This is a genomic window from Streptomyces netropsis, assembly GCF_014203545.1.
Taxonomy (GTDB): Bacteria; Actinomycetota; Actinomycetes; order Streptomycetales; family Streptomycetaceae; genus Streptomyces; species Streptomyces netropsis.
On sequence record NZ_JACHJG010000003.1, the window covers coordinates 453,120 to 474,368 of the forward strand.

Annotated in this window: 24 protein-coding genes; 9 read left to right on the top strand and 15 right to left on the bottom strand. The window is 72.3% G+C overall.

Going from position 1 to position 21,249, the window contains the following annotated elements:
• The first annotated feature begins 114 nt into the window (after window positions 1–114).
• Window positions 115–267, top strand: coding sequence for a DUF8834 family protein (locus tag FHS38_RS09835; RefSeq protein WP_184732897.1), 153 nt, complete (start codon window positions 115–117; stop codon window positions 265–267).
• Between the two features lie 86 nt (window positions 268–353).
• Here the strand turns inward: FHS38_RS09835 and FHS38_RS09840 are convergent, their stop codons facing one another.
• From FHS38_RS09840 to FHS38_RS09855, 4 genes are all read right to left on the bottom strand, one after another.
• The gene (locus FHS38_RS09840) at window positions 354–959 is read right to left on the bottom strand and encodes a MarC family protein (RefSeq protein WP_184732899.1); all 606 of its coding nucleotides are present in this window, start codon (window positions 957–959) and stop codon (window positions 354–356) included.
• Window positions 960–1,124: 165 nt separating this feature from the next.
• Window positions 1,125–2,000: a PHP domain-containing protein gene (locus FHS38_RS09845; protein ID WP_184732901.1), complete on the bottom strand. Its 876-nt coding sequence runs from the start codon at window positions 1,998–2,000 to the stop codon at window positions 1,125–1,127.
• A gap of 173 nt (window positions 2,001–2,173) precedes the next feature.
• Complete coding sequence (locus FHS38_RS09850; RefSeq protein WP_184732903.1) at window positions 2,174–2,824, bottom strand: DUF6758 family protein; 651 nt, start codon at window positions 2,822–2,824, stop codon at window positions 2,174–2,176.
• A gap of 171 nt (window positions 2,825–2,995) precedes the next feature.
• Window positions 2,996–3,592 (bottom strand): suppressor of fused domain protein, encoded by a 597-nt coding sequence (locus FHS38_RS09855; RefSeq protein ID WP_184732905.1) that lies wholly within the window; start codon window positions 3,590–3,592, stop codon window positions 2,996–2,998.
• A gap of 474 nt (window positions 3,593–4,066) precedes the next feature.
• Here FHS38_RS09855 and FHS38_RS09860 point away from each other — a divergent pair, with 474 nt between their 5' ends.
• Complete coding sequence (locus FHS38_RS09860) at window positions 4,067–5,173, top strand: magnesium and cobalt transport protein CorA (RefSeq protein ID WP_184732907.1); 1,107 nt, start codon at window positions 4,067–4,069, stop codon at window positions 5,171–5,173.
• A 278-nt stretch (window positions 5,174–5,451) separates the two neighbouring features.
• Here FHS38_RS09860 and FHS38_RS09865 read toward each other — a convergent pair whose 3' ends face one another.
• Complete coding sequence (locus FHS38_RS09865; RefSeq protein WP_184732909.1) at window positions 5,452–6,336, bottom strand: DMT family transporter; 885 nt, start codon at window positions 6,334–6,336, stop codon at window positions 5,452–5,454.
• A gap of 235 nt (window positions 6,337–6,571) precedes the next feature.
• Here FHS38_RS09865 and FHS38_RS09870 point away from each other — a divergent pair, with 235 nt between their 5' ends.
• Window positions 6,572–7,087, top strand: coding sequence for a hypothetical protein (locus FHS38_RS09870; protein ID WP_184732911.1), 516 nt, complete (start codon window positions 6,572–6,574; stop codon window positions 7,085–7,087).
• Here FHS38_RS09870 and FHS38_RS09875 read toward each other — a convergent pair.
• Window positions 7,084–7,872: a hypothetical protein gene (locus FHS38_RS09875; RefSeq protein ID WP_184732913.1), complete on the bottom strand. Its 789-nt coding sequence runs from the start codon at window positions 7,870–7,872 to the stop codon at window positions 7,084–7,086. The two genes, FHS38_RS09870 and FHS38_RS09875, sit on opposite strands and share 4 nt — an antisense overlap.
• A gap of 179 nt (window positions 7,873–8,051) precedes the next feature.
• Between FHS38_RS09875 and FHS38_RS09880 the strand changes: the two genes are divergently transcribed.
• The 3 genes from FHS38_RS09880 to FHS38_RS09890 are packed head-to-tail and all read left to right on the top strand — an operon-like array spanning window position 8,052 to window position 11,153.
• Window positions 8,052–9,356: a magnesium transporter MgtE N-terminal domain-containing protein gene (locus FHS38_RS09880; RefSeq protein ID WP_184732914.1), complete on the top strand. Its 1,305-nt coding sequence runs from the start codon at window positions 8,052–8,054 to the stop codon at window positions 9,354–9,356.
• Window positions 9,346–9,948 carry a DUF1003 domain-containing protein gene (locus FHS38_RS09885; protein WP_184732916.1) on the top strand — a complete coding sequence of 201 codons (603 nt, stop codon included), beginning with the start codon at window positions 9,346–9,348 and terminating at the stop codon, window positions 9,946–9,948. Before FHS38_RS09880 ends, FHS38_RS09885 begins: the two co-directional genes overlap by 11 nt.
• A gap of 44 nt (window positions 9,949–9,992) precedes the next feature.
• Entirely contained in the window at window positions 9,993–11,153 is a 1,161-nt protein-coding gene (locus tag FHS38_RS09890) for an Mrp/NBP35 family ATP-binding protein (protein ID WP_184732918.1), read from the top strand.
• A gap of 70 nt (window positions 11,154–11,223) precedes the next feature.
• Here the strand turns inward: FHS38_RS09890 and FHS38_RS09895 are convergent, their stop codons facing one another.
• The 5 genes from FHS38_RS09895 to sigE form a co-directional block, all read right to left on the bottom strand.
• On the bottom strand, window positions 11,224–11,931 hold the full coding sequence (locus FHS38_RS09895; RefSeq protein WP_184732920.1) for a hypothetical protein: 708 nt from the start codon (window positions 11,929–11,931) through the stop codon (window positions 11,224–11,226).
• A 118-nt stretch (window positions 11,932–12,049) separates the two neighbouring features.
• Window positions 12,050–12,484 carry a sec-independent translocase gene (locus tag FHS38_RS09900; RefSeq protein WP_184732922.1) on the bottom strand — a complete coding sequence of 145 codons (435 nt, stop codon included), beginning with the start codon at window positions 12,482–12,484 and terminating at the stop codon, window positions 12,050–12,052.
• Between the two features lie 108 nt (window positions 12,485–12,592).
• The gene (locus tag FHS38_RS09905; RefSeq protein WP_184732924.1) at window positions 12,593–14,311 is read right to left on the bottom strand and encodes a S1C family serine protease; all 1,719 of its coding nucleotides are present in this window, start codon (window positions 14,309–14,311) and stop codon (window positions 12,593–12,595) included.
• Between the two features lie 106 nt (window positions 14,312–14,417).
• Window positions 14,418–15,185, bottom strand: coding sequence for a zf-HC2 domain-containing protein (locus tag FHS38_RS09910; protein ID WP_184732926.1), 768 nt, complete (start codon window positions 15,183–15,185; stop codon window positions 14,418–14,420).
• Complete coding sequence (gene sigE / locus FHS38_RS09915) at window positions 15,182–15,958, bottom strand: RNA polymerase sigma factor SigE (RefSeq protein ID WP_184732928.1); 777 nt, start codon at window positions 15,956–15,958, stop codon at window positions 15,182–15,184. Before sigE ends, FHS38_RS09910 begins: the two co-directional genes overlap by 4 nt.
• Window positions 15,959–16,088: 130 nt before the next feature.
• Between sigE and FHS38_RS09920 the strand changes: the two genes are divergently transcribed.
• Window positions 16,089–16,754, top strand: a complete 666-nt coding sequence (locus FHS38_RS09920; RefSeq protein WP_130879739.1) for an O-methyltransferase — start codon at window positions 16,089–16,091, stop codon at window positions 16,752–16,754.
• A 110-nt stretch (window positions 16,755–16,864) separates the two neighbouring features.
• Here FHS38_RS09920 and FHS38_RS09925 read toward each other — a convergent pair whose 3' ends face one another.
• Window positions 16,865–17,032, bottom strand: coding sequence for a DUF3117 domain-containing protein (locus FHS38_RS09925; protein WP_009997451.1), 168 nt, complete (start codon window positions 17,030–17,032; stop codon window positions 16,865–16,867).
• Between the two features lie 311 nt (window positions 17,033–17,343).
• Here FHS38_RS09925 and chcB point away from each other — a divergent pair, with 311 nt between their 5' ends.
• Window positions 17,344–18,132 carry a 2-cyclohexenylcarbonyl CoA isomerase gene (chcB, locus tag FHS38_RS09930; RefSeq protein WP_184732930.1) on the top strand — a complete coding sequence of 263 codons (789 nt, stop codon included), beginning with the start codon at window positions 17,344–17,346 and terminating at the stop codon, window positions 18,130–18,132.
• Window positions 18,133–18,307: 175 nt separating this feature from the next.
• Here the strand turns inward: chcB and FHS38_RS09935 are convergent, their stop codons facing one another.
• Together FHS38_RS09935 and FHS38_RS09940 are read right to left on the bottom strand one after the other, a co-directional pair.
• On the bottom strand, window positions 18,308–18,922 hold the full coding sequence (locus FHS38_RS09935) for a DNA-3-methyladenine glycosylase I (RefSeq protein WP_184732932.1): 615 nt from the start codon (window positions 18,920–18,922) through the stop codon (window positions 18,308–18,310).
• Complete coding sequence (locus FHS38_RS09940; RefSeq protein WP_229822299.1) at window positions 18,919–19,368, bottom strand: DivIVA domain-containing protein; 450 nt, start codon at window positions 19,366–19,368, stop codon at window positions 18,919–18,921. The genes FHS38_RS09935 and FHS38_RS09940 overlap by 4 nt, the downstream gene beginning before the upstream one ends.
• Before the next feature lie 125 nt (window positions 19,369–19,493).
• Between FHS38_RS09940 and folP the strand changes: the two genes are divergently transcribed.
• Window positions 19,494–20,354, top strand: a complete 861-nt coding sequence (folP, locus tag FHS38_RS09945) for a dihydropteroate synthase (protein ID WP_184732934.1) — start codon at window positions 19,494–19,496, stop codon at window positions 20,352–20,354.
• A gap of 113 nt (window positions 20,355–20,467) precedes the next feature.
• Here folP and FHS38_RS09950 read toward each other — a convergent pair whose 3' ends face one another.
• Window positions 20,468–21,217: an LOG family protein gene (locus tag FHS38_RS09950; protein ID WP_184732936.1), complete on the bottom strand. Its 750-nt coding sequence runs from the start codon at window positions 21,215–21,217 to the stop codon at window positions 20,468–20,470.
• Window positions 21,218–21,249 lie beyond the last annotated feature (32 nt).

The following is a 21,249-nucleotide window of genomic DNA, read 5'->3' on the forward strand; positions in this document are numbered from 1 at the left end:
GGAATGTTTGCAGGCACCACCTCGTTGGACACATATGGAACGCGCCGCACTGTCGCTGCGCGCGTCACTACTCACTGAAGTTCTCCTCAGGAGGATCAGACGAAGGGAGAAGCCTTGCGCTTCGAGATCATGCGCCTGGACGACGTCGACGGCTCCGCCGTGGACAGCACCGTCGTGGACGCCGCCTCCGTCAACCGGATCGTGCAGCAGGCCGCCCAGATCGGCCAGCGCATCTACATCCGCCCGGCCGACACCTCGGTCCGGTAACGCTTTACGTTCGGCAACGGCCGACGCCCCCGTACGCTCGATCGTACGGGGGCGTTTCGTATGCCCGGGGCGGTTCGGCCGTGACGTCAGGTGCCGTGGATGACCTGGGTGATGCCGTTGATGATCTGCTGCACGGCGAGCGCGGAGAGCATCATGCCCGCGAGCCGCGTCACGAGCACCACGCCGCCGTCCTTGATGACGCGGATGATCAGCAGCGAGTAGCGCATCACGAGCCAGAGCACGAGGTGCATCGCCGCGATCGCGGTCCACACCGACACCTGCGCGGCGAAGCCGTCCGCGTGCTGCACCGCGAGGATCACCGAGACGATCGCACCGGGGCCGGCGAGCAGCGGCATGCCCAGCGGCACGAGCGCGACGTTGACGTCCTTGGTCTGCGTCGGCTCCTCCGACTTGCCCGTGAGCAGGTCCAGGGCGATGAGCAGCAGGAGCAGACCACCGGCGATCATCAGCGCGGGCGTCGTGATGTGCAGATAGTCCAGGATCTGCTGACCGCAGATGCCGAACACGGCGATGACGCAGAACGCGACCGCCGCCGCCTGCCAGGCCATCTTCCGCTGGATCTTGGCGGGACGGCCGGAGGTGAGGGCGAGGAAGATCGGCGTGATGCCGGGCGGGTCCATGATCACAAAAAGCGTGAGAAAGAGGGATCCGAAGACAGCGATGTCGAACACAGTGAGGGCCTTGCAGGAGTGGTGCGAGCGGGGAGGTGGGGAGCGCGGAGGAGCGCGGGTGCCGGTGGGCGTAGGGGTGGGTACGGGCGTACGGGCACGGTCGTCCGTACGGGAACCCGGAGGGGAGGAAAGCGGGCCGGGGGTACCGGCGCAGCCCGGGGTGGGTCAGCCGCCCGCGCCGGGGACGGGGAACGCGCCCGTCGCGCGGCGCGTGATCTCGCCGTAGATTTCCGGGTCGGTCGTGTACTCGCCGAGCCGGCAGGTCTTGCGGCTGCCGTGGTAGTCGCTGGAACCGGTGGTCAGCAGATCGAGGTCGGCGGCGAGGCCGCGCAACCGGGCGCGGGTCGGCTCGTCGTGGTCCATGTGGTCCACCTCGATGCCGTCCAGCCCCGCCGAGGCGAGGGCGGCTATCGCGCTCTCCGACACGCACCGGCCGCGCTTGACGGCCAGCGGGTGCGCGAGGACGGTGACCCCGCCGGCGGCCTTGACCAGCCGGATGGCCTCGAAGGGGTCGAGTTCGTGCTTGTCGACGTAGGCGCGGCCGTCATTGGCGAGCCAGTCGGCGGTGAAGGCGTCCGAGACGGTGTCGATCACACCGAGCTCGACCATGGCGGTGGCCACGTGCGGGCGGCCCACGGCTCCGCCGGCGGCGAGCTCCGCCACCCGCTCCCAGGTGACCGGCACGCCCAGCTCACGGAGCTTGGCGACCATGCCGCGCGCCCGGGGCACCCGGTCGTCGCGCACCAGCTCGCGCTCGCGGGCCAGCTCCGGCTCCAGCGGGTCGAAGAGGTAGGCCAGCATGTGCAGGCCGACGGCGGCTTCCCCGGACGGGGAGGGAGCCAGGCGGCAGGAGAGCTCGGCGCCGGTGACCAGGGTCAGCCCCGCGGGGAGGGCCGCGATGGCCTCCGCGTGTCCGCCGACACCGTCGTGGTCGGTCAGCGCGACGACGTCCAGCCCGGCGGCGGCCGCGTTGCGGACCAGCTCGGCGGGGGTGTCCGTACCGTCCGAGGCCGTGGAGTGGGTGTGCAGATCGATGCGCACGACACGGCTCCCCAGGCAAGCGGTACGGACAGGACCGGTTCAGGATAGCCGTCGTTTGAATACGGCCTGAATACGACCGGGTCCGGCCCGGTCAAGGGGCATGCGCGATCACTTGCGGACGCTTGACGCGCGCCTCGACCGTCCGGACCGCCTCGGCGCGGCCCGGACGGGCCTCAGCGGGGGCCCGGTGACAGGATGCGCGGCGAGAGCGCGCCGCACGGCAGCAGATCGACCTCCGCGCCCGCGTCCCGCAGATCGGTGAGCACCAGCTCGTCGTACATCAGCAGCCCCGACCGCTCCGGCCAGACGACGGCCCACAGCCACAGCCCGCGCGCCTCGCCCGCGAACACGGCCCGGTCGTGCGGCGCGCCCTCGACGTGCCAGAGGGCGGTGGGACGGCCGGCGGCGTGCACCTTGGCGTCCGGCGGGCGGTCCACGCACATGTGGGGGCCGGGGTCCGGGCCGTCGATGCCCGCGTAACGCGCGCCGAGGCCGACGCCCAGCTCCTCGGCGACGAGCAGCAGCTCGCCGGGGCCGCCCAGCGGGCCGGGGCCGGAACAGGCGACGGCGGTGGCCCGCCCGCCGCTGCGGTCGTCGCCCGCGCACGCCACACCGGTGAAGAGCCAGCCCACCGGCAGGGGCCAGGGCATCCACACCGGGACCCTGGCCCGGTTGACCACGACGGCCAGCGCTTCGACGCTCGGCGGGACGACAGGCTGCAAGGGGTGCACGGCTCCGTGCACGCCGCACTGCCAGGAGTCGGCGAAGAGACCGGGCGCCCGCACCCGGCCACCGCACTTCGGGCAACTGGGTTCGCCCCTCATAGGGTCCAACGGTCCTCCGCGGTCGGCGCCGCGTCAAGGACGATCACCCGTCCGGGCGGAGTCATGGCGGATTCCCCCCGGGCGGCCCCGTCGCTCCGGTCCCGTCCGGGTCACATCCGGCACGGGGGCGGGGCACGGAAGCCCGCCGCGCGCCCCAGGGCGGCCGTGGGGTCAGCCCAGCGGGACCCCGGCGCGCAACGGATCGCGCAGGTCGGTGCCGTGCCGCAGCCACCGCTCCTCCAGGGCCGCCGCGCCCTGAACGCGCTTCCACGCCGCCTCGTTGGGCGTCATCGGCAGCAGGGGCAGGAAGCGGACCGGTTCCATGGGCTCGTCCAGCTCCAGGTCCTCGATCAGGCCGCCGGACTCGGCGACGAGCACGGAGGTGAAGGGCGCCTCCGGCCAGAGCGGCTCACCGGTGTCCAGCGACGCCCCCGGCGCCACGATGACGCCCTCCACCTGCGGGGACGCGGCGAGCACGGCCAGCGGACGGAGCACCTTGTCTGTGTCGGCCCGGCCCCTGCGGACGGTGAGGACCAGCTCGGCCCGGGGGCCGCGCAGCGGGTCGACGAGGGTGGCCGTGGGATCGGCCATCGGCTGGGCGGACATCCCGAGGGTGGCGTAGCGGACGACCTCGCCGCCGCCGTCGGAAGCCGTGAAGCGGAGGACCTCGATGCGGTCCGTGCCCAGGAAGGTGACGGCGGCGCGTGCGTCGGGCTCGCCCAGGGCCGTACGCAGCCGGGCCTCGACCAGTGCGAGAACGTCTGACATGCAGCGAGCATAGAACGCGTATCGAACGGGCAAAGGCGGGGTCCGGTGCGCCACGCGGCTGCTAGCCTTGACCTCTGGTCAGGGAATTACGTTCGTCCCTCAGCGGGGACCGGCCGGAGGAGGTGGGGCTGCGGTGGATCCTAGTCGACCGTGCAGTACCGACAGTTCTCCCGTCCCTCCGCTCCGGACGCACTCCGTTTGACCCAAGAGCCTTCTGCGACCCGGCCGCCGTATCGGCCGTCCCGGCCCCGGAAGTCCTTTCGCGCCCGCAGCACTTGACGGAAGAGCGCCTTCGTCTCGCTTTGTTCCGTGTCCTCTGCGAAGTTCTCTGCGAACTGCCGTCAGCCTCCACGCACCGCACGAAGCGCCGCCCGATTCGCGGACGTATCCCCCTGCCCAGGCACCCACGTCCACGTTCCCGGCCGCGTTGCGCCCGCGCCCGTGGCTGACGGCCGGCCCGTGAAGGAGCCAGCCATGTCGATGATCCGCGACCTGCGTGCAGCCGTCCGCCCCGCCCTCCGCCGGGGGGACACCCCCTACGCCTACGACACGACCCGGGACCCCGCCACCAACAGCGCCGTGGTCGACTGCGCCGTCTACCGCGACGGCAAGCGGGCGAGCGCCCACGTCAGCCCGGCGGAGGCCATGCGGCGCGTACGGGCCGACGGGGGCTTCGCGTGGATCGGGCTGCACGAGCCGACCGAGCGTGAGTTCTCGGGCATCGCCCGGGAGTTCGGGCTCCACCCGCTCGCCGTGGAGGACGCGATCCACGCCCACCAGCGGCCGAAGCTGGAGCGCTACGACGACACGCTCTTCACCGTCTTCAAGACCATCCACTACGTCGAGCACGCCGAACTCACCGCCACCAGCGAGGTGGTGGAGACCGGCGAGGTGATGTGCTTCACGGGCCGGGACTTCATCATCACGGTCCGGCACGGCGGCCAGGGCTCGCTGCGCGCACTGCGCCACCGCCTCCAGGACGACCCGGTGCTCCTCGGCAAGGGCCCCTCGGCCGTCCTGCACGCGATCGCCGACCAGGTGGTCGACGGCTACATCGCGGTCGCCGACGCCGTGCAGGACGACATCGACGAGGTCGAGATCGATGTCTTCTCCGCGCCCAGCAAGGGCACTTCGCGCGGTGGCGACGCGGGCCGCATCTACCAGCTCAAGCGTGAGGTGCTGGAGTTCAAGCGGGCGGTCGCCCCGCTGATGCGGCCGATGCAGCTGCTGAGCGAGCGGCCGATGCGGCTGGTGGACCCGGACATCCAGAAGTACTTCCGCGACGTCGCGGACCACCTCGCGCGCGTGCACGAGCAGGTGGTCTCCTTCGACGACCTGCTCAACTCGATCCTCCAGGCCAACCTCGCGCAGGCGTCGGTCGCGCAGAACGAGGACATGCGCAAGATCACCTCGTGGGCCGCGATCTTCGCCGTGCCGACGATGATCGCGGGGATCTACGGCATGAACTTCGACCACATGCCGGAGCTGAAGTGGAAGTACGGCTACCCGACGGTCATGGTCGTCACGGTCACGATCTGTGTGGCGATCCACCGGGGGTTCAAGCGGAACGGGTGGCTGTAGGGACGGTCGCCACGGGCGGCACCGGCCGGGGGTCCGGGGGTTGCCCCCGGGAAACACAGCAAGCGGAACGGGCGGCTGCAGGGACGGTCGCCACGGACGGAACCAGCCGGGGGTCCGGGGGTTGCCCCCGGGAAACACAGCAGGCGGAACGGGCGGCTGCAGGGACGGTCGCCACGGACGGCACCGGCCGGGGGGCCAGGGGTTGCCCCCGGGAAACACAGCAAGAGGAACGGGCGGCTGTACGGGCAGGCGGCGGTAGGGGCCGTTGAGCCCCCTCGTCAGACTCCCGTCTCGACCTGCGGCTTCCGGGTCCGGTCCGCCATGATCACCAGGGCCAGGCCTGCCATGATCACCGCTAGGGCCGGGTAGGCCGCAGCGGACGGCATCTGGCCCAGCCAGACAGCCGCGATCAGAGCCGCGCCCGGCGTCTCCAACAGGATCGCCGTCGAGGTGACGGACGGGCCGAGGCCCTTGACGACCCGGTTGATGAGGGAGTGCCCGAGCAGTTGGGCACAGACGGTCAGCACGGCCAGTTTGAGCCACGTCCCGCCGCTGTAGCCGCCCAGGGCGGAGCCCGAGACCAGGCAGGTGACGAGCAGCAGCACGGTCGTCGTGGCGTAGCAGACGTAGGTGTACGCGAGGGTGCCCACCGTCCGGCGCACCTCCGCTCCCAGCAGCACGTACCCCGCCGCCGCCATGCCGCCCGCGAGGGCCAGGGCGTCCCCGGCGAGGGCGCGCGGGGAGAGGGACAGGTCCACGCCCGTGAGGATCACGACGCCGAGGAAGGCGAGGGCGGTGCCCGCCCAGACGAGCGCCGGCGGGCGGTGGCCGCGCAGGCACAGCAGGAGCGTCGTCCAGATCGGGGTGGTGGTGACCAGCGCGGTCGAGGAGGCGACCGAGGTCATGTGCAGGCTCGGCAGCCACACCGCGAAGTGCACGGCGAGCAGCGCCCCCGCGGCGACGGCCAGCAGCAGCGCGCGACGGCCCATGCCGAGCAGCTCCGCGCGGTGCCGGAACAGGGCGAAGGGGGTGAGCGCGCCGACGGCCATGGCATTGCGCCAGAACGCGACGGCGAGGGCGGGTGCCGCGGTGGCGGCGATGAGCGGGGCGGAGAGCGAGACGCCGGCGATGGCTATCGCGAGCAGCACCAGATCCGTACGCATCCCGGGGTGAGGACCTTGCCCCTCGGACACGTGCGGATCGGTGGATATCGCGGGGGACGGGACGCCCCGACGGGCACGGGCAACTCTCACGCTTCCCAGCGTAGGCGCTGTGCTGGTTCGGGCCTCGGCCCAGCGCCGCTTTCCGCCTTCGGCGGTGGTGGGGGTTCGGGCCGTGGGCCCACAGTGCACGCCATCACGCCGGTGGACGGTCACGGCAGCCGCTTAAGGTAATCGCATGACGCTGACGCAGGCCCTGATCGAAGAGGCCACCAAGAAGTCCGGTCTCATCTGGGTGGAAGGGCCGACCGGGCCCAGCCGTGCGCTGTGGCATGTGTGGCACGAGGGTGCCGTGCACCTCGTGGGCGGGCCCGGTGAGCAGCCGTTGGAGGGGCTCGCGCTCGAGGACGGCGGGGTGGCCACCGTGACCGTGCGCAGCAAGGACAAGGGCGGGCGGCTCGTCATGTGGATCGGGCGGGTCACCGTGCTGGAGCCCCGGGGCGAGGCGTGGGCCGGGGCCGTGGCCGAGCTGAAGGGCAAGCGGCTCAACGCGCCGGACGCCGAGGCGATCGAGGAGCGGTGGGCCCGTGACTGCCGGGTGCTGCGGATCGAGCCGAACGGGGCGACCGGTGAGCTCCCCGACGGTTCGCTGGCCACCAGGCCGCTGCCCACGTCCGCCACGACCCGGCAGCCGATGCCCGCCGCGCTGCCGAAGCTGCTGCGCAAGGGACTGGGGCGCAAGAAGGGACGTTAGCCGGTCCGCGGGATCTGCTTCCCGTAGTCGACCATCTGCTTCTTCTCGGGCACGGTCAGCGCGAAGTCCTGTCCCCAGTCGCCCAGTTCCAGCTGCCCCGCGCCCCCCGCGCGCTGCACGCGCAGCGGGTACGGGGTGCCCTTGAGCGAGACGTCGAGCTGACCGCCGTTGCCCGCGCCGCCGCTGATGCGGATGGTGCGGACGCCGCCGACGGTGCCGTGCTCGCCGCGGGCGAGCTTGCCGTGCAGTCCGAGAAGGCCGTCGAGGAGCACGTCCTTGTCGGTGAAGCCCTTGAACTGCTGGTAGGAGGGGTCGCCGGTCGGGACCTTCACGTATTTGTCGTCGAGCTTGTCGGCCGCGGCCGCGCTGTCGCCCTTGGCGGACGGCTTCGGGGTGGCGGCCCCCGGTGTGCCCGCCGTGCCCTGCCCCGGGACGGCGTCGTGCGACCAGAACGCCTTGTTCGCCTTCAGGAACAGGGCGTCGCCGACGCGCAGCAGCTCGAACGTGCTGCCGTTGGAGGAGACCCGGCCCATGCCGCCGTCCTTCTTCAGCCGCATGTCGAGCTTGTACGTACGGCCCTGGCTGACGACGTTGCCGGAGAGGTGGACCGCGGCGGCGCCGCGGGCGGCCGCGCGGGCCTTGGTCTGGATCACCGTGGCCTCGAGCTTGCCGACACCGTTGGTCCCTTTGTCGGGGTCCTCGGGGGTGCCGCCGCCGCAGGCCGTGAGCGTCGCGGCCAGGCCGACACACACCGCCCCCACGAGGGCCGCGTTCCGGGTTCGCACCTTGGCTCTTGCCTCCTGTTACCGATGGGAGTACGGCAGCGTACCCGCGCCGCCCGGAGCGTACGCGGGGAGACCGTACGGGCGCACCCTCGGGGCGGGGCGCAGCCGGTCACGTTAGCCTGAATCGCAGATCGGCCGGTGACCGGCCGGGGAACGGCCAGGGTCAGGAGGTTCGCGGCATGGCAGCAGGCGCCCCCCGCGTCTTCGTCTCGCACCTCTCTGGCGTGGCCGTCTTCGACCCCAACGGCGACCAGGTGGGCCGGGTGCGCGACCTGGTGGCGATGCTGCGGGTCGGCGGCCGCCCGCCGCGCGTCCTCGGGCTGGTCGTGGAGGTCGTCAGCCGGCGCCGGATCTTTCTGCCCATGACCCGGGTGACCGGGGTGGAGTCCGGCCAGGTCATCACGACGGGCGTGGTCAACATGCGGCGCTTCGAGCAGCGGCCGACCGAGCGGCTGGTCCTCGGCGAGCTGCTGGACCGGCGGGTGCGGCTGGTCGACGCGGATCCGAAGGACGCCGAGGTCACGGTCCTCGATGTGTCGATCACCCAGCTGCCGGCCCGCCGCGACTGGGAGATCGACAAGGTCTTCGTACGGCGCGGCAAGGGCGGGGCGCTGCGCCGCAAGGGCGAGACGCTGACCGTCGAGTGGTCGGCCGTGACCGGCTTCTCCATGGAGGAGCAGGGGCAGGGCGCGGAGAACCTCCTGGCGACCTTCGAGCGGCTGCGCCCGGCCGACCTCGCCAACGTGCTGCACCATCTGTCGCCCAAGCGGCGCTCGGAGGTGGCGGCGGCGCTGGACGACGACCGGCTGGCGGACGTGCTGGAGGAGCTGCCGGAGGACGACCAGATCGAGATCCTCGGCAAGCTGAAGGAGGAGCGTGCCGCCGACGTCCTGGAGGCGATGGACCCGGACGACGCGGCCGACCTGCTCTCGGAGCTGCCCGAGGACGAGATGGAGCGGCTCCTGACCCTGATGCAGCCGGGCGACGCCGCCGACGTCCGGCGGCTGCTGGCGTACGAGGAGCGGACGGCGGGCGGGCTGATGACCACCGAACCGATCGTGCTGCGCCCGGACGCCACCGTCGCCGACGCGCTGGCCCGGGTGCGCAACCCCGACCTCTCCCCCGCGCTCGCCGCGCAGGTCTACGTCTGCCGCCCGCCGGACGAGACCCCGACGGGCAAGTACCTGGGCACCGTGCACTTCCAGCGGCTGCTGCGCGACCCGCCGTTCACGCTCGTCGGCTCGATCGCCGACACGGATCTGCGGCCGCTGCCGCCGGGCACCCCGCTGCCGGCCGTCACCAGCTATCTGGCGACCTACAACATGGTCGCCGCGCCCGTCGTGGACGAGAGCGGCTCGCTGCTGGGCGCGGTGACGGTCGACGACGTCCTGGACCACCTGCTGCCCGAGGACTGGCGGGAGACCGAGCTGCACCACGGCGCGCTGGACATGAGTGATCTGCGGGAGACCGTCGATGGGCACTGACCGCGGCCGCGACTTCGGGCTCTCCGCGCGCGGGGAGCGCGGCGAGTCCAAGGACCGGGCCAAGGAGCGGACCAAGGCGCAGTCCGCCGCCCCGCAGCGGGTGCGGCTGGACCAGCCCCGCGTCAAGCGGCGCAGCTGGCTGCCGACGTACGACCCGGAGGCCTTCGGCCACGCCTCGGAGCGGATCGCCCGGTTCCTGGGCACGGGCCGCTTCATCGTGTGGATGACGGTCGTCATCATCCTGTGGGTGGTGTGGAACACCTCCGCGCCGGCCCATCTGCGGTGGGACACGTACCCGTTCATCTTCCTGACCCTGATGCTGTCGCTCCAGGCCTCGTACGCGGCGCCGCTGATCCTGCTGGCGCAGAACCGGCAGGACGACCGGGACCGGGTCAATCTGGAGCAGGACCGCAAGCAGAACGAGCGGTCCATCGCGGACACCGAGTACCTGACGCGGGAGATCGCGGCACTGCGGATGGGGCTCGGCGAGGTCGCGACGCGGGACTGGATCCGCTCGGAGTTCCAGGACCTGGTGAAGGAACTGGAGCAGCGGCGGATATTCCCGGAAGAGAGTGAGGAACGCGACCGCTGACGGCCCTTCCCGCGGCCCTGGTCGGGCGCCGTACCATCGACCGTATGGCTACCGACACTGCACCGGGCTCCGCGCCGAGCGAGGACGCGATCCGCGCCGCGCTCGCGACGGTGAACGACCCCGAGATCCACCGGCCGATCACCGAGCTGGGCATGGTCAAATCCGTCGGGATCGCCGCGGACGGCACGGTCGCCGTGGTCGTGTACCTGACGGTCTCCGGTTGCCCGATGCGCGAGACGATCACGAAGAACGTGCGCGACGCGGTGGCGGGCGTCGCCGGCGTCACGGGCGTCACGGTCGAGCTGGACGTGATGAGCGACGAGCAGCGCAAGGAGCTGGCCTCCGCGCTGCGCGGCGGCACCGCCGAGCGCGAGGTGCCCTTCGCCCAGCCCGGCTCGCTGACCCGGGTCTACGCCGTCGCCTCCGGCAAGGGCGGCGTCGGCAAGTCCTCGGTGACGGTCAACCTGGCGGCGGCGATGGCGGCCGACGGGCTGAAGGTCGGCGTCGTCGACGCGGACATCTACGGCCACTCGGTGCCGCGCATGCTGGGCGCCGAGGGCAAGCCCACCCAGGTCGAGAACATGATCATGCCGCCGTCGGCGAACGGCGTGAAGGTCATCTCGATCGGAATGTTCACGCCGGGCAACGCCCCGGTGGTGTGGCGCGGCCCGATGCTGCACCGCGCGCTCCAGCAGTTCCTGGCGGATGTCTACTGGGGCGACCTCGACGTCCTCCTGCTGGACCTGCCGCCGGGCACCGGCGACATCGCGATCTCCGTCGCGCAGCTCGTGCCGAACGCCGAGATCCTGGTGGTGACGACCCCTCAGCAGGCCGCCGCCGAGGTCGCCGAGCGCGCCGGTTCGATCGCCGTGCAGACCCACCAGAAGATCGTCGGCGTCGTGGAGAACATGTCCGGGCTGCCTTGCCCGCACTGCGACGAGATGGTCGACGTGTTCGGCTCGGGCGGCGGTCAGCGCGTGGCCGACGGTCTGACCCGGACCACGGGCGCGACCGTGCCGGTGCTGGGTTCGATCCCGATCGACGTACGGCTGCGCGAGGGCGGCGACGAGGGCAAGCCCGTCGTCCTGACCGACCCGGAGTCCCCGGCGGGCAGCGCGCTGCGCGCCATCGCCGGCAAGCTGGGCGGCCGCCAGCGCGGTCTGTCGGGCATGTCTCTGGGCATCACCCCGCGCAACAAGTTCTGACGGCCGCGGAGTCGGACGGTAAGGGGCGGTCTCCCTGGGAGACCGCCCCTTACCCGTGTACGGGTGCCGGTCAGTGCTCGTAGGAGGTGATCTCCTTGATCACCGAGAAGCCCATGCCGTAGGCGCTCATGCCGCGCCCGTACGCGCCCAGGTGGACCCCTCCTTCGGCCGAGCCCGCGAGGACCCAGCCGTACTCGGACTCGCGGTAGCGGAAGTCGGTCGGCACGCCGTCCACCGGGAGCGACAGGGTCGACCAGGCCGCGTCCTCCAGATGGTCCGCGAGCTCCCAGGCCAGCGCCGTCTGCTGGTCCAGCCAGTCCTGTCGCAGGGCCCGCTCCATCTGCGCGGGCCACGTGCACGACAGCAGCCCCGAGCCGGCGAGCCAGGCCGCCGAGGAGACCGAGGTGGCCTCCAGCACGCCCGTACCGTCGGCGCTGCGCCGCAGCGGGCGGCTCGCGACGGTCACCACGACGGCGAAGCGCTGCCGGGTGCTGTGGCCGCCGGTGTGCTCACCGCGCAGCGAGGGCTCCTCGCCGTGGCCCGTCGCCCCGTGTTCCACCGTGCCGTCGGCGGCGGCGCCCACCTGCATCAGCCAGCGCCGCCCGGTGTACGCCTCGTCCAGGCCGTACCACGGGAACGAAGCCATCAGATAGCCGTCGACCGACCGCCGGGTACCGGTCCCGCCCTGTGTCGCTTCCTGCACCGCGGACGCGGTGTCCACGGCGGACGCATCGGTTGTACCGGCCCCCTGGGCCCCTACCCGACTCGTCGTCTCCATCTGCGTGGCGCCTCCTTGTTGCCCTGCCGGCCCGGGCGAGCACGCCCCTCAAGGACGACTTCACCCCAAACACAGGGAGGATAGCCACCCCCGTCAATGGCGCCCGGCATACGCGAACTCAGGTGGCGTCGGAATCGAACGGCGGAGGTGTGCCGACATCACGCGTGGCCTGCTTCTTCAGCAGGTCCGGGGTGCCCGAGCCGCCCGCGGAAGAGGCCGGCTGGGTGGATTCGCGGCCGTGCACGGCGTCCGTGACCTCGGCCATCTCCGACTTGAAGTCGAAGCCGTTGCGGATCTCCTTCAGCCCCAGCTCGTCCTTGTCCAGGACGTGCTTGCGGACGAAGGTCTTGGGGTTCAGGTCCTCGAACTCGAAGTCCTTGAATTCCGGGCCCAGCTCGGAGCGGATGTCCTCTTTGGCGCTCTCGGAGAACTGCCGGATCTTGCGCAGGGTCCGGGACACGTCCTGGATGACCTTGGGCAGCTTGTCCGGGCCGAAGATGAGCACCGCCAGCACGGCGAGCGCGACCAGCTCGAAGAATCCTATGTCGAGCACGTTGCAGCTCCTTGATGCGTCAGTGGCCGACGGGCCAGGCCATCTATCACGGTACCTGGCCCGGAGTGGGCCGAGGGAACACCTGGACCAACATCGGGCCAAAGCCTCTCAGCCCGCGTCCGCCGATCCCAGGGTCAGTTGCACGGTCCGCTCCCGGCCGCCGCGCTCGACGGTCAGTCCGAGCCGGTCGCCCGGGCGATGACTGCGGATCTTGACGATCAGCTCCTGGCCGCTGTGCACGGGAACGCCGTCCACCTTGGTGATCACGTCCCGGGGCTCGATGCCCGCCTTGTCGCCCGGCCCGCCGGGTGTCACGGCCGGGCCCTTGGCGCCCTTGGTGTTCACCCGTGCGCCGTCGCCCGTGTACTCCATGTCGAGGGTCACGCCGATGACCGGGTGGGTGGCCTTGCCGGTGTTGATCAGCTCTTCGGCGACCCGCTTGGCCTGGTTGATCGGTATGGCGAAGCCCAGGCCGATGCTGCCGCCCTGGCCGCCGCCGGGGCCGTCCTCGCTCCCGGCGGAACGGATGGCGCTGTTGATGCCGATGACGCGGGCCTGGGCGTCCATCAGGGGGCCGCCGGAGTTGCCCGGGTTTATCGGGGCGTCGGTCTGCAGTGCGCCGACGTAGCTGACGTCGCTGCCGTCCCGCTTCCCGCCGCCCGCGGTGATCGGGCGCTCCTTGGCGCTGATGATGCCCGTCGTGACCGTGCCCGCGAGGTCGAACGGCGCCCCGATGGCGACGACGGAGTCGCCGACCTGGACGGAGTCCGAATTGCCGAGGGGCAGCGGGGTCAGCCCGGAGACCCCGGTGACCTTGATGACGGCCAGGTCGTAGCCGCTGTCCCGGCCGACGACGGTGGCCTTGGCGGTCTGGCCGCCGTTGAACGTCACGGATATGGAGCCGTCGGCCCCGGCGGGCTCCACGACGTGGTTGTTGGTGAGGATGTGGCCCCGCTTGTCGAGCACGAAGCCCGTGCCGGTGCCCTGGTCCTCGCCGCCGCGCACATGGATCGTCACCACACCGGGCAGCGCGCGGGCGGCGATGCCCGCGATGCTCCCGGGTGCGCGGCTCGCCTGCTCCGCGGACGCCTGCGGCAGCGTCACGCTCCCGCCGATGCCGCCGTCCCGCTCCAGATGGGCGCCGATCGCGCCGCCGACGCCACCGGCGGTCAGGGCCACCAGGGCGGCCCCCGCCACGAGCTTGCCGCGCCGGGCCCGCTTCGCCGGTGCCTGGGCGATGGGGGATCCCGGTGCGCCGTGCGGCCGCGGTGCCCAGGGGTCGTACTGCCAGGGGCCCGGCTGGGGCGTGGCCGCGGCCGGGAAGGGGGTGCCGTGCGCGGGGGTGACGCCGGCCGGCCCGGGGTGGGTGCCGTGCGCGGGGGTGGTGCCCGTCGGCGGCAGGTGGGTGCCGTGCGCCGGGGTCACCGGGCGCTGGACGGGCGGGGCGGGCGCCCAGGGGCCGGGGCCGCCGTACGGGGGCGTCCCGTACGGATCGGGGGCGTGCAGGGGGGCCGGGGCGCCGTCGTGGCCGGGGGCGGCGGTTGTGGCGGTTACGGGCGGGGCCACCGCGTCCGCGGGGGCCTGCTGGGCGGGGTGCGCTTCCCGCGGTGCGTCCTGCGGCGGGGGCGGCGCCACGGGCCACGCCTCGGCGGCGGGCGCCCCCTCGGGGCCGGCTGGCCCGGTCCGTGGAGCGTCGGCGGAACACTGCTCCGCCCCCGTGGATACGGGCTGCTCGCCCGCCCCGTCCGGCCGGTCTGCCTGCGCCCGGCGCGGACGGCTCCACCACTGCGGCTTGGGCCCGAGAGCCCGCGCCTTCCCCTCGTCCATCTTCTCCCCACGGTTCGCCTGAGGGCGCGCGGCATCACCCGAGGCATGCGCGGCCCACTATGGATTCAACCAGGTCTGCCCGGGTGTGCGCAGAGGGCCTCGGTTGTCAGTGCGAAGAGGACGCGCCACCCGCGGGCGGGGGCGGGGGTGCCGTCGGGACGGCGAGCGTGGTGCGGATCAGCGGCGGGAGGAGCGGCGCCCCGGAGGGACGCAGCAGGGCCGCGCTCAGCGAGGTGGGCACCACGGGGGCGCCGATCGCGGTGGGCCGGTCCTGCGAGGCCGCGGCCATCCCCCGCTCCCGGCGGGTGTCCTCACGGACCCGGCCGGGGGCCATGGCGAGCGGGCTCGCGACCCGCCGGGCGTTCTCGGCACGGGCCCGGGGGGTGTCCACGGCCGTCTCCGGCGGCTGGGAGCCGCCGAGCGCGAACGCGGCGAGCGACACGGCACCGGCCGCGGCGAAGGCGAACCGGCGCCCGCGCGCGCTGCCGCGCTCGACGTCGTGGGTGCGGAAGCCGCGCTCAAAGGGCCGGTGATCGACGCCCGGGAGCAGAGCCAGATCCTCCGCCCGTACGCCGAAGGCGCCTTTTCCCGGACCGCCCGGGCCCTGCCGTCCGTCCTGCCCGTCGTCGCCCCCGGTCGCCGGCAGGCCCTGGAGCCGGGCGAGCAGGCTGTCGGACAGCGGCGGCGGGGCCGCCTGGGCGAACACGTTTTTGAGCCGACGCTGTGCGTCGGCTTCCGCTTTGCATGTCCAGCAGGTCGCCAGGTGCGCCAGCACCCGCTCCCGAGAGTCGTGTCCCAACTCCCCGTCGACCAGGGCCGCGAGGCGGTCGCCGAGATGGTGCTCGGCGGGGGACTGACCGCCTGAACCGGTCACGCGATCCCGACCTCCCCACCCAAAGGAACGCCGGGAGCCACACCCGCCACCGCGCGCTGCTCGGCCCGGGCGGCGGGCGAGCGGTGCTGCAGGGCCTTGCGCAGATGGGAACGGCCACGGTGGATACGGCTGCGCACGGTGCCGAGCTTCACGCCGAGAGTCGCGGCGATCTCCTCGTACGAGAGTCCTTCGATGTCGCACAGGACCACCGCGGCGCGGAACTCCGGGGCGAGGGTGTCCAGCGCCTGCTGGACGTCCGCGTCGAAGTGCGTGTCGTTGAAGTGCTGCTGCGGGGAGGGCTCGCGGCTGGGCAGCCGCTCCGCGGCGTCGTCGCCCAGCGCGTCGAAGCGGATGCGCTGACGGCGCCGGACCATGTCGAGGAAGAGGTTGGTGGTGATGCGGTGCAGCCACCCCTCGAACGTGCCCGGGGTGTACGTGGACAGCGACCGGAAGACACGGACGAAGACCTCCTGGGTGAGGTCCTCGGCATCGTGCTGGTTACCGGTCAGGCGGTAGGCGAGACGGTAGACCCGGCCGCTGTGGGTGCTGACGATCTCCTCCCAGGTGGGAGGGGTCCACGCCTGAGCATCCGCATCGGTGGCGAAGGTCGCGGTGGATGCGTCTGCGGTGCGGATGGGGCTGTCAGCAGTGTTGGTCACGGATTTCGGCTCGACAGCAGACCTGCGGAAGCGCCGCAGCGCTCCCCGACGGTCTCCGGCCGCAGCCGCACCTCCCCTGTCGGCTCTGGCGGTCTCCAGTAGAGCCCCTACCATATCCACCCCGCCCGTTAGCTCCGGATAAGTATTTTTGACCTGCTTTTGGTCTTGGTCCGCCAACTGCCTCTGCTCCTCTCAACGCCCGGTCCCATCTGCGGGTTCCCGTGGTCAGCGGATACAGTCACGGGTGCGTCGACTACGGGGACAGGAGAGGGCCATTACCGGCAACCGGCAGACGAGCTGGGCGTTCGCCGATGCGTTCGTCGCCGAGGACGAGGCGTTGCGCTGGGCCCGTGACCGGGCCCGCGAGGCAGGTCTCCGCTCGGTGTCGTCCGGCACCGGCGCCGCGCTGCGCCTGCTCGCCGCGGCGGTGGACGCCAAGGCCGTCGCCGAGATCGGCACCGGCACCGGGGTCTCCGGCATCCACCTCCTGCACGGCATGCGGCCCGACGGCGTGCTGACGACGGTGGACAGCGACCCCGAGAGCCAGCAGTTCGCCCGGCAGGCGTTCCGCGCGGCGGGCTTCGCGGGCAACCGGGCGCGCTTCATCCCCGGCCGCGCGCTGGAGGTCCTGCCGCGCCTCGCCGACGGCGGGTACGACCTGGTCTTCTGCGACGGCGACCGGCTGGAGTGCCTCGACTACCTAGCCGAATCGTTGCGCCTGCTGCGGCCCGGCGGCCTCGTCTGCTTCGAGGGCGTCTTCGCCGACGGTCGCACCGTGGACTCGGCGGCGCAGCCCGCCGAGGTCCAGCGGCTGCGCGAACTGCTCCGGGCGGTACGGGAGTCCACCGTGCTGCTGCCGTCCCTGCTGCCGGTCGGCGACGGACTGCTGTGCGCCGTCCGGCGCGGCTGATCCGGGCGGCGGAGGCACGGGCCGTCCCCCGACGGGCCGCCCCCGGACATGCCACTGCCCCGGTGCCGGTGGTCCGGCTGCCGGGGCAGTGAAAGAATCGCGGGCCTGCGTCAGCCGACGACCTTCTTCAGGGCGTCTCCGAGGGCCTCGGCCTCGTCCGGTGTCAGCTCGACGACGAGACGACCGCCGCCTTCGAGCGGAACCCGCATGACGATGCCCCGCCCCTCCTTGGTCACCTCGAGCGGGCCATCGCCCGTCCGCGGCTTCATGGCCGCCATGCTCGTTCCCCTTCCTGAAACCAGCTCATCGTCAGCCGACGGGTCCCTGGCAGGGCTCCGCATCACCGGCATCGAACACATTGCTTCCAGGCCATTATCCCGCATCGCGCGACCCGATGACCAACATCGGTCCGCATCCCTTCGGCAACGCTCTCGCGCAAAACCACCCAATTCGGGGATCCGGCTGCGATACTGCTCCGCCACCACACCCGCACAGAGTCCCGATTCTTTGACGCAGGTCACATATCGACCGCGAATGATCTCCGGCATGCTGAGCCCTGACCACAGCCGACCGAGGGAGGGACCGCACCATGGCCGACACCGTGTTGTACCAGGTGAACGACGGGCTCGCGACGATCACATTGAATCGTCCCGACGCCATGAACGCGCTGAACATCGAGACGAAGGTCGCGCTGCTCCGGGCCCTGGGAGAGGCGGCCGGCGACCCCGCCGTACGGGCCGTGCTGCTCACCGCCACCGGCCGAGCCTTCTGCGTCGGCCAGGACCTCAAGGAACACGTCGAGCTGCTGGGCCGGGACTCCCAGAAGGTGATGAGCACGGTCGAGGAGCACTACAACCCGATCGTCACCGCGATCACGGGCATGCCGAAGCCCGTCGTCGCCGGGGTCAACGGGGTCGCGGCGGGCGCGGGCGCGGGCTTCGCCTTCGCGGCGGACTACCGCGTGGTCGCGGACACCGCGGGCTTCAACACCTCCTTCGCCGGGGTGGCGCTCACCGCCGACTCGGGCGTCTCCTGGACCCTCCCCCGCCTCATCGGCCACAGCCGCGCCGCCGATCTGCTGCTCTTCCCGCGCAATGTCAGCGCCCAGGAGGCCCAGGAGCTGGGCATCGCGAACAAGGTCGTCCCGGCCGCCGAGCTGGCCGCCGAGGCGAGCGCCGTGGCCCGCCGGCTGGCGGACGGCCCGACCTTCGCCTACGCGGCGATCAAGGCGTCCATGGACTTCGCCGCCGGCCACTCGCTGACCGAGGCACTGGGCAAGGAGAACGAGCTCCAGGCCAAGGCCGGCGCCTCCGAGGACCACCGGATCGCCGTGGACGCCTTCCTGAAGAAGGAGAAGCCGAAGTACGTGGGTCACTGACGCCGAGCCCGGGGCCCGGGCGTCGAACCCGCGACCTGGGCGAGCGCGGCGAGCCTCGTGGTGTGCACCTCCGCTGCGCGGCGGTGTCCTCAAGCGCCGGACGGGCTTGATTGGGCTGAGCTCAGCCACAACCAGCCCGTCCGGCGATTGAGGACGCGCCCGCCCCCTCGGCGCGTCAGGCTGTCGTGGGCCCCGGCGGCGGTAGCCGCCTGACGTGGCAGTCCGCCAGGTGGTCGTCGACCAGGCCGCACGCCTGCATCAGGGCGTACGCGGTCGTGGGACCGATGAAGCGGAACCCGCGCTTCTTGAGCTCCTTGGCCAGCGCCGTGGACTCGGGCGTCGTCGCGGGCACGTCGGCCCACGTGCGCGGTGCGGGCCGGTCGGCGGGCTCCGGGGCGTACGACCAGATGAAGGCGTCCAGCTCGCCGGGCTCCCACTGCGCCGCGACCTTGGCGTTGCCGATCGCGGCCGCGATCTTCGCGCGGTTGCGGATGATGCCCGGATCGGCCAGCAGGCGCTCGGCGTCCGCGTCCGTGAAGGCCGCCACCGCGGCGATGGAGAATCCGGCGAAGGCCGCCCGGAAGCCCTCCCGGCGGCGCAGGATCGTCAGCCACGACAGCCCGGACTGGAACGCCTCCAGGCACATCCGCTCGTACAGCGCGTCGTCGCCGCGCACCGGGAGGCCCCACTCGGTGTCGTGGTAGACGCGGTAGTCCGTCATGGACTCCGCCTCCAGGCCCCACGGGCAGCGCGCCAGCCCGTCCGGACCGGCGACCACACCCCCGCTCATGATTCCGCTCCCCCGTTCCGGCCGTCCGGGGCCGCGTCCCCGTCGGCGTACTGATCCTGCTCCTGGCCGCCACCCTCGTGGCGCCCGGCCCGAGCGGGCTGACCGGGGTCGCCCTTGAGCAGACCGGGCCCGCTCATGGCCGCCGCCTGCGCTCCCGCGAGCGCCGCCTCCAGCTCCGCGATCCGGGCGTCGCGCTCGGCCAGCTCGGCCGCGAGCCGGTCCAGGGCGTCGTCGGTCTCGACCATGCGGTAGCCGCGCAGGGCGACCGGCAGCCGCAGCGCGTCGACGTCGGCCCGGCCCAGCGGGCGCTCGGCGGGCAGCTGCGGGCCGATCCGGTCCGGAGCGGCGTCGGCCAGGGCACCACCGCCGCCACCGCCGCCGACGGCGAGCGTCACCGCGGCGACCACCACGAGCAGCGTGATGAGAAAGAACCAGAACACGACCATCTCCCCGAGGTGCGCCCGTCACGCGGTGCGTCGGTATTCCGCAAGCCAAACCGTGCTCCACGATCGTGCCATGTCCCACTGACAGTTAAGGTCGCTGGCGGACCACGGGAGAAGGAGTACGGAAAATGCTGCGGCTTGGACGACGCGAGTTCGACGAGCGTGAACCGGTGATCATGGCGATCGTGAACCGGACGCCGGACTCCTTCTACGACCAGGGCGCCACCTTCCACGACGAGCCCGCGCTGACCCGGGTCGAGCAGGCGGTGTCGGAAGGTGCCGCCATCATCGACATCGGCGGTGTGAAGGCCGGTCCCGGTGAGGAGGTGACCGCCGAGGAGGAGGCGCGCCGCACGGTCGGCTTCGTGGCCGAGGTGCGCAGGCGCCACCCGGACGTGGTGATCAGCGTGGACACCTGGCGGCACGACGTCGGCGAAGCGGTCTGCGAGGCCGGCGCGGACGTGCTCAACGACGCGTGGGGCGGGGTCGACCCCAAGCTGGCCGAGGTCGCCGCCCGGTACGGCGCGGGTCTCGTGTGTACCCACGCGGGCGGTGTCGAGCCGCGCACCCGGCCGCACCGGACCGAGTACGACGACGTGATGGCGGACATCCTGCGGGTGACCCTCGGGCTGGCCGAGCGGGCCGCCGGGCTCGGGGTCCGGCGCGACGGCATCATGATCGACCCGGGGCACGACTTCGGGAAGAACACCCGGCACTCGCTGGAGGCGACCCGCCGGCTCGGCGAGATGGCGGAGACGGGCTGGCCCGTGCTCGTCTCGCTGTCGAACAAGGACTTCGTGGGCGAGACGCTCGACAAACCGGTGAAGGAGCGGGTGCTGGGCACCCTCGCGACGACGGCGGTCTCGGCGTGGCTGGGGGCCCAGGTCTACCGCGTGCACGAGGTCGCGGAAACCAAGCAGGTGCTGGACATGGTCGCCTCCATCGCCGGCCACCGCGCACCTGCGGTGGCCCGGCGGGGACTTGCCTAGAGCAACGCGAGCGGGTTGTCCTCAGCCGCCGGACAGGTCGGAAAGCCGGCCCGTCCGGCGCTTGAGGACCGGGGTCCGGCGCTTGAGGACCCGGGTCCGGGGCGGAGCCCCGGTTACGCCCCCGCCTCCTTCGTCACCAAGCCGATCGCCTCGTCGACGTCGTCCGTGATGTGGAAGAGCTGGAGGTCGTGCGGCCCCGCCTTGCCCTGGGCGATGAGCGTGCCGCGCAGCCAGTCGACCAGACCCTGCCAGTACTCGGTGCCGAAGAGCACGATCGGGAAGCGCGTGACCTTCTTCGTCTGGACGAGGGTCAGCGCCTCGAACAGCTCGTCGAGGGTGCCGAGCCCGCCGGGCAGGACGACGAACCCGCTCGCGTACTTCACGAACATCGTCTTGCGGACGAAGAAGTAGCGGAAGTCCACGCCCAGGTTCACGTACGGGTTGAGCCCCTGCTCGAAGGGCAGCTCGATGCCGAGGCCGACCGAGACGCCGCCCGCCTCCGTCGCGCCCTTGTTCGCCGCTTCCATCGCCCCGGGCCCACCGCCCGTGATCACCGCGAAGCCCGCCTCGACCAGGCCGCGCCCGATCGCCACTCCGGCCTCGTACTCCGGTGAGTTCCGGGGCGTACGGGCGGAGCCGAACACGCTGATGGCGGGCGGCAGTTCGGCGAGGGCGCCGAAGCCCTCGACGAACTCGGACTGGATGCGCATCACCCGGAAGGGGTCCTCGTGCACCCAGTCCGCGGTCCCTCTGGTGTCCAGCAGGTGCTGGTCGGTGGTCCCTTGCTGCATCTGACCGTGCCGGCGTGTGACCGGCCCCCGGCGCTGTTCCCGCTGCGCGCGCCTGCCTTCGGGATTGTCCATACCGTGCTCCCTCCGCATGGGGCCTCCCCGCC

Coding starts and splice junctions, on each gene's coding strand:
- FHS38_RS09890 (WP_184732918.1), top strand. CDS start 9,993: ATGGCTACCGACACTGCACCGGGCTCCGCGCCGAGCGAGGACGCGATC.
- FHS38_RS09940 (WP_229822299.1), bottom strand. CDS start 19,368: ATGGTCGTGTTCTGGTTCTTTCTCATCACGCTGCTCGTGGTGGTCGCC.
- FHS38_RS09850 (WP_184732903.1), bottom strand. CDS start 2,824: ATGAGGGGCGAACCCAGTTGCCCGAAGTGCGGTGGCCGGGTGCGGGCG.
- sigE (WP_184732928.1), bottom strand. CDS start 15,958: ATGGTAGGGGCTCTACTGGAGACCGCCAGAGCCGACAGGGGAGGTGCG.
- FHS38_RS09950 (WP_184732936.1), bottom strand. CDS start 21,217: ATGGACAATCCCGAAGGCAGGCGCGCGCAGCGGGAACAGCGCCGGGGG.
- folP (WP_184732934.1), top strand. CDS start 19,494: ATGCTGCGGCTTGGACGACGCGAGTTCGACGAGCGTGAACCGGTGATC.
- FHS38_RS09925 (WP_009997451.1), bottom strand. CDS start 17,032: ATGGCGGCCATGAAGCCGCGGACGGGCGATGGCCCGCTCGAGGTGACC.
- FHS38_RS09865 (WP_184732909.1), bottom strand. CDS start 6,336: ATGCGTACGGATCTGGTGCTGCTCGCGATAGCCATCGCCGGCGTCTCG.
- FHS38_RS09935 (WP_184732932.1), bottom strand. CDS start 18,922: ATGAGCGGGGGTGTGGTCGCCGGTCCGGACGGGCTGGCGCGCTGCCCG.
- FHS38_RS09905 (WP_184732924.1), bottom strand. CDS start 14,311: ATGGACGAGGGGAAGGCGCGGGCTCTCGGGCCCAAGCCGCAGTGGTGG.
- FHS38_RS09870 (WP_184732911.1), top strand. CDS start 6,572: ATGACGCTGACGCAGGCCCTGATCGAAGAGGCCACCAAGAAGTCCGGT.
- FHS38_RS09885 (WP_184732916.1), top strand. CDS start 9,346: ATGGGCACTGACCGCGGCCGCGACTTCGGGCTCTCCGCGCGCGGGGAG.
- FHS38_RS09880 (WP_184732914.1), top strand. CDS start 8,052: ATGGCAGCAGGCGCCCCCCGCGTCTTCGTCTCGCACCTCTCTGGCGTG.
- chcB (WP_184732930.1), top strand. CDS start 17,344: ATGGCCGACACCGTGTTGTACCAGGTGAACGACGGGCTCGCGACGATC.
- FHS38_RS09895 (WP_184732920.1), bottom strand. CDS start 11,931: ATGGAGACGACGAGTCGGGTAGGGGCCCAGGGGGCCGGTACAACCGAT.
- FHS38_RS09855 (WP_184732905.1), bottom strand. CDS start 3,592: ATGTCAGACGTTCTCGCACTGGTCGAGGCCCGGCTGCGTACGGCCCTG.
- FHS38_RS09860 (WP_184732907.1), top strand. CDS start 4,067: ATGTCGATGATCCGCGACCTGCGTGCAGCCGTCCGCCCCGCCCTCCGC.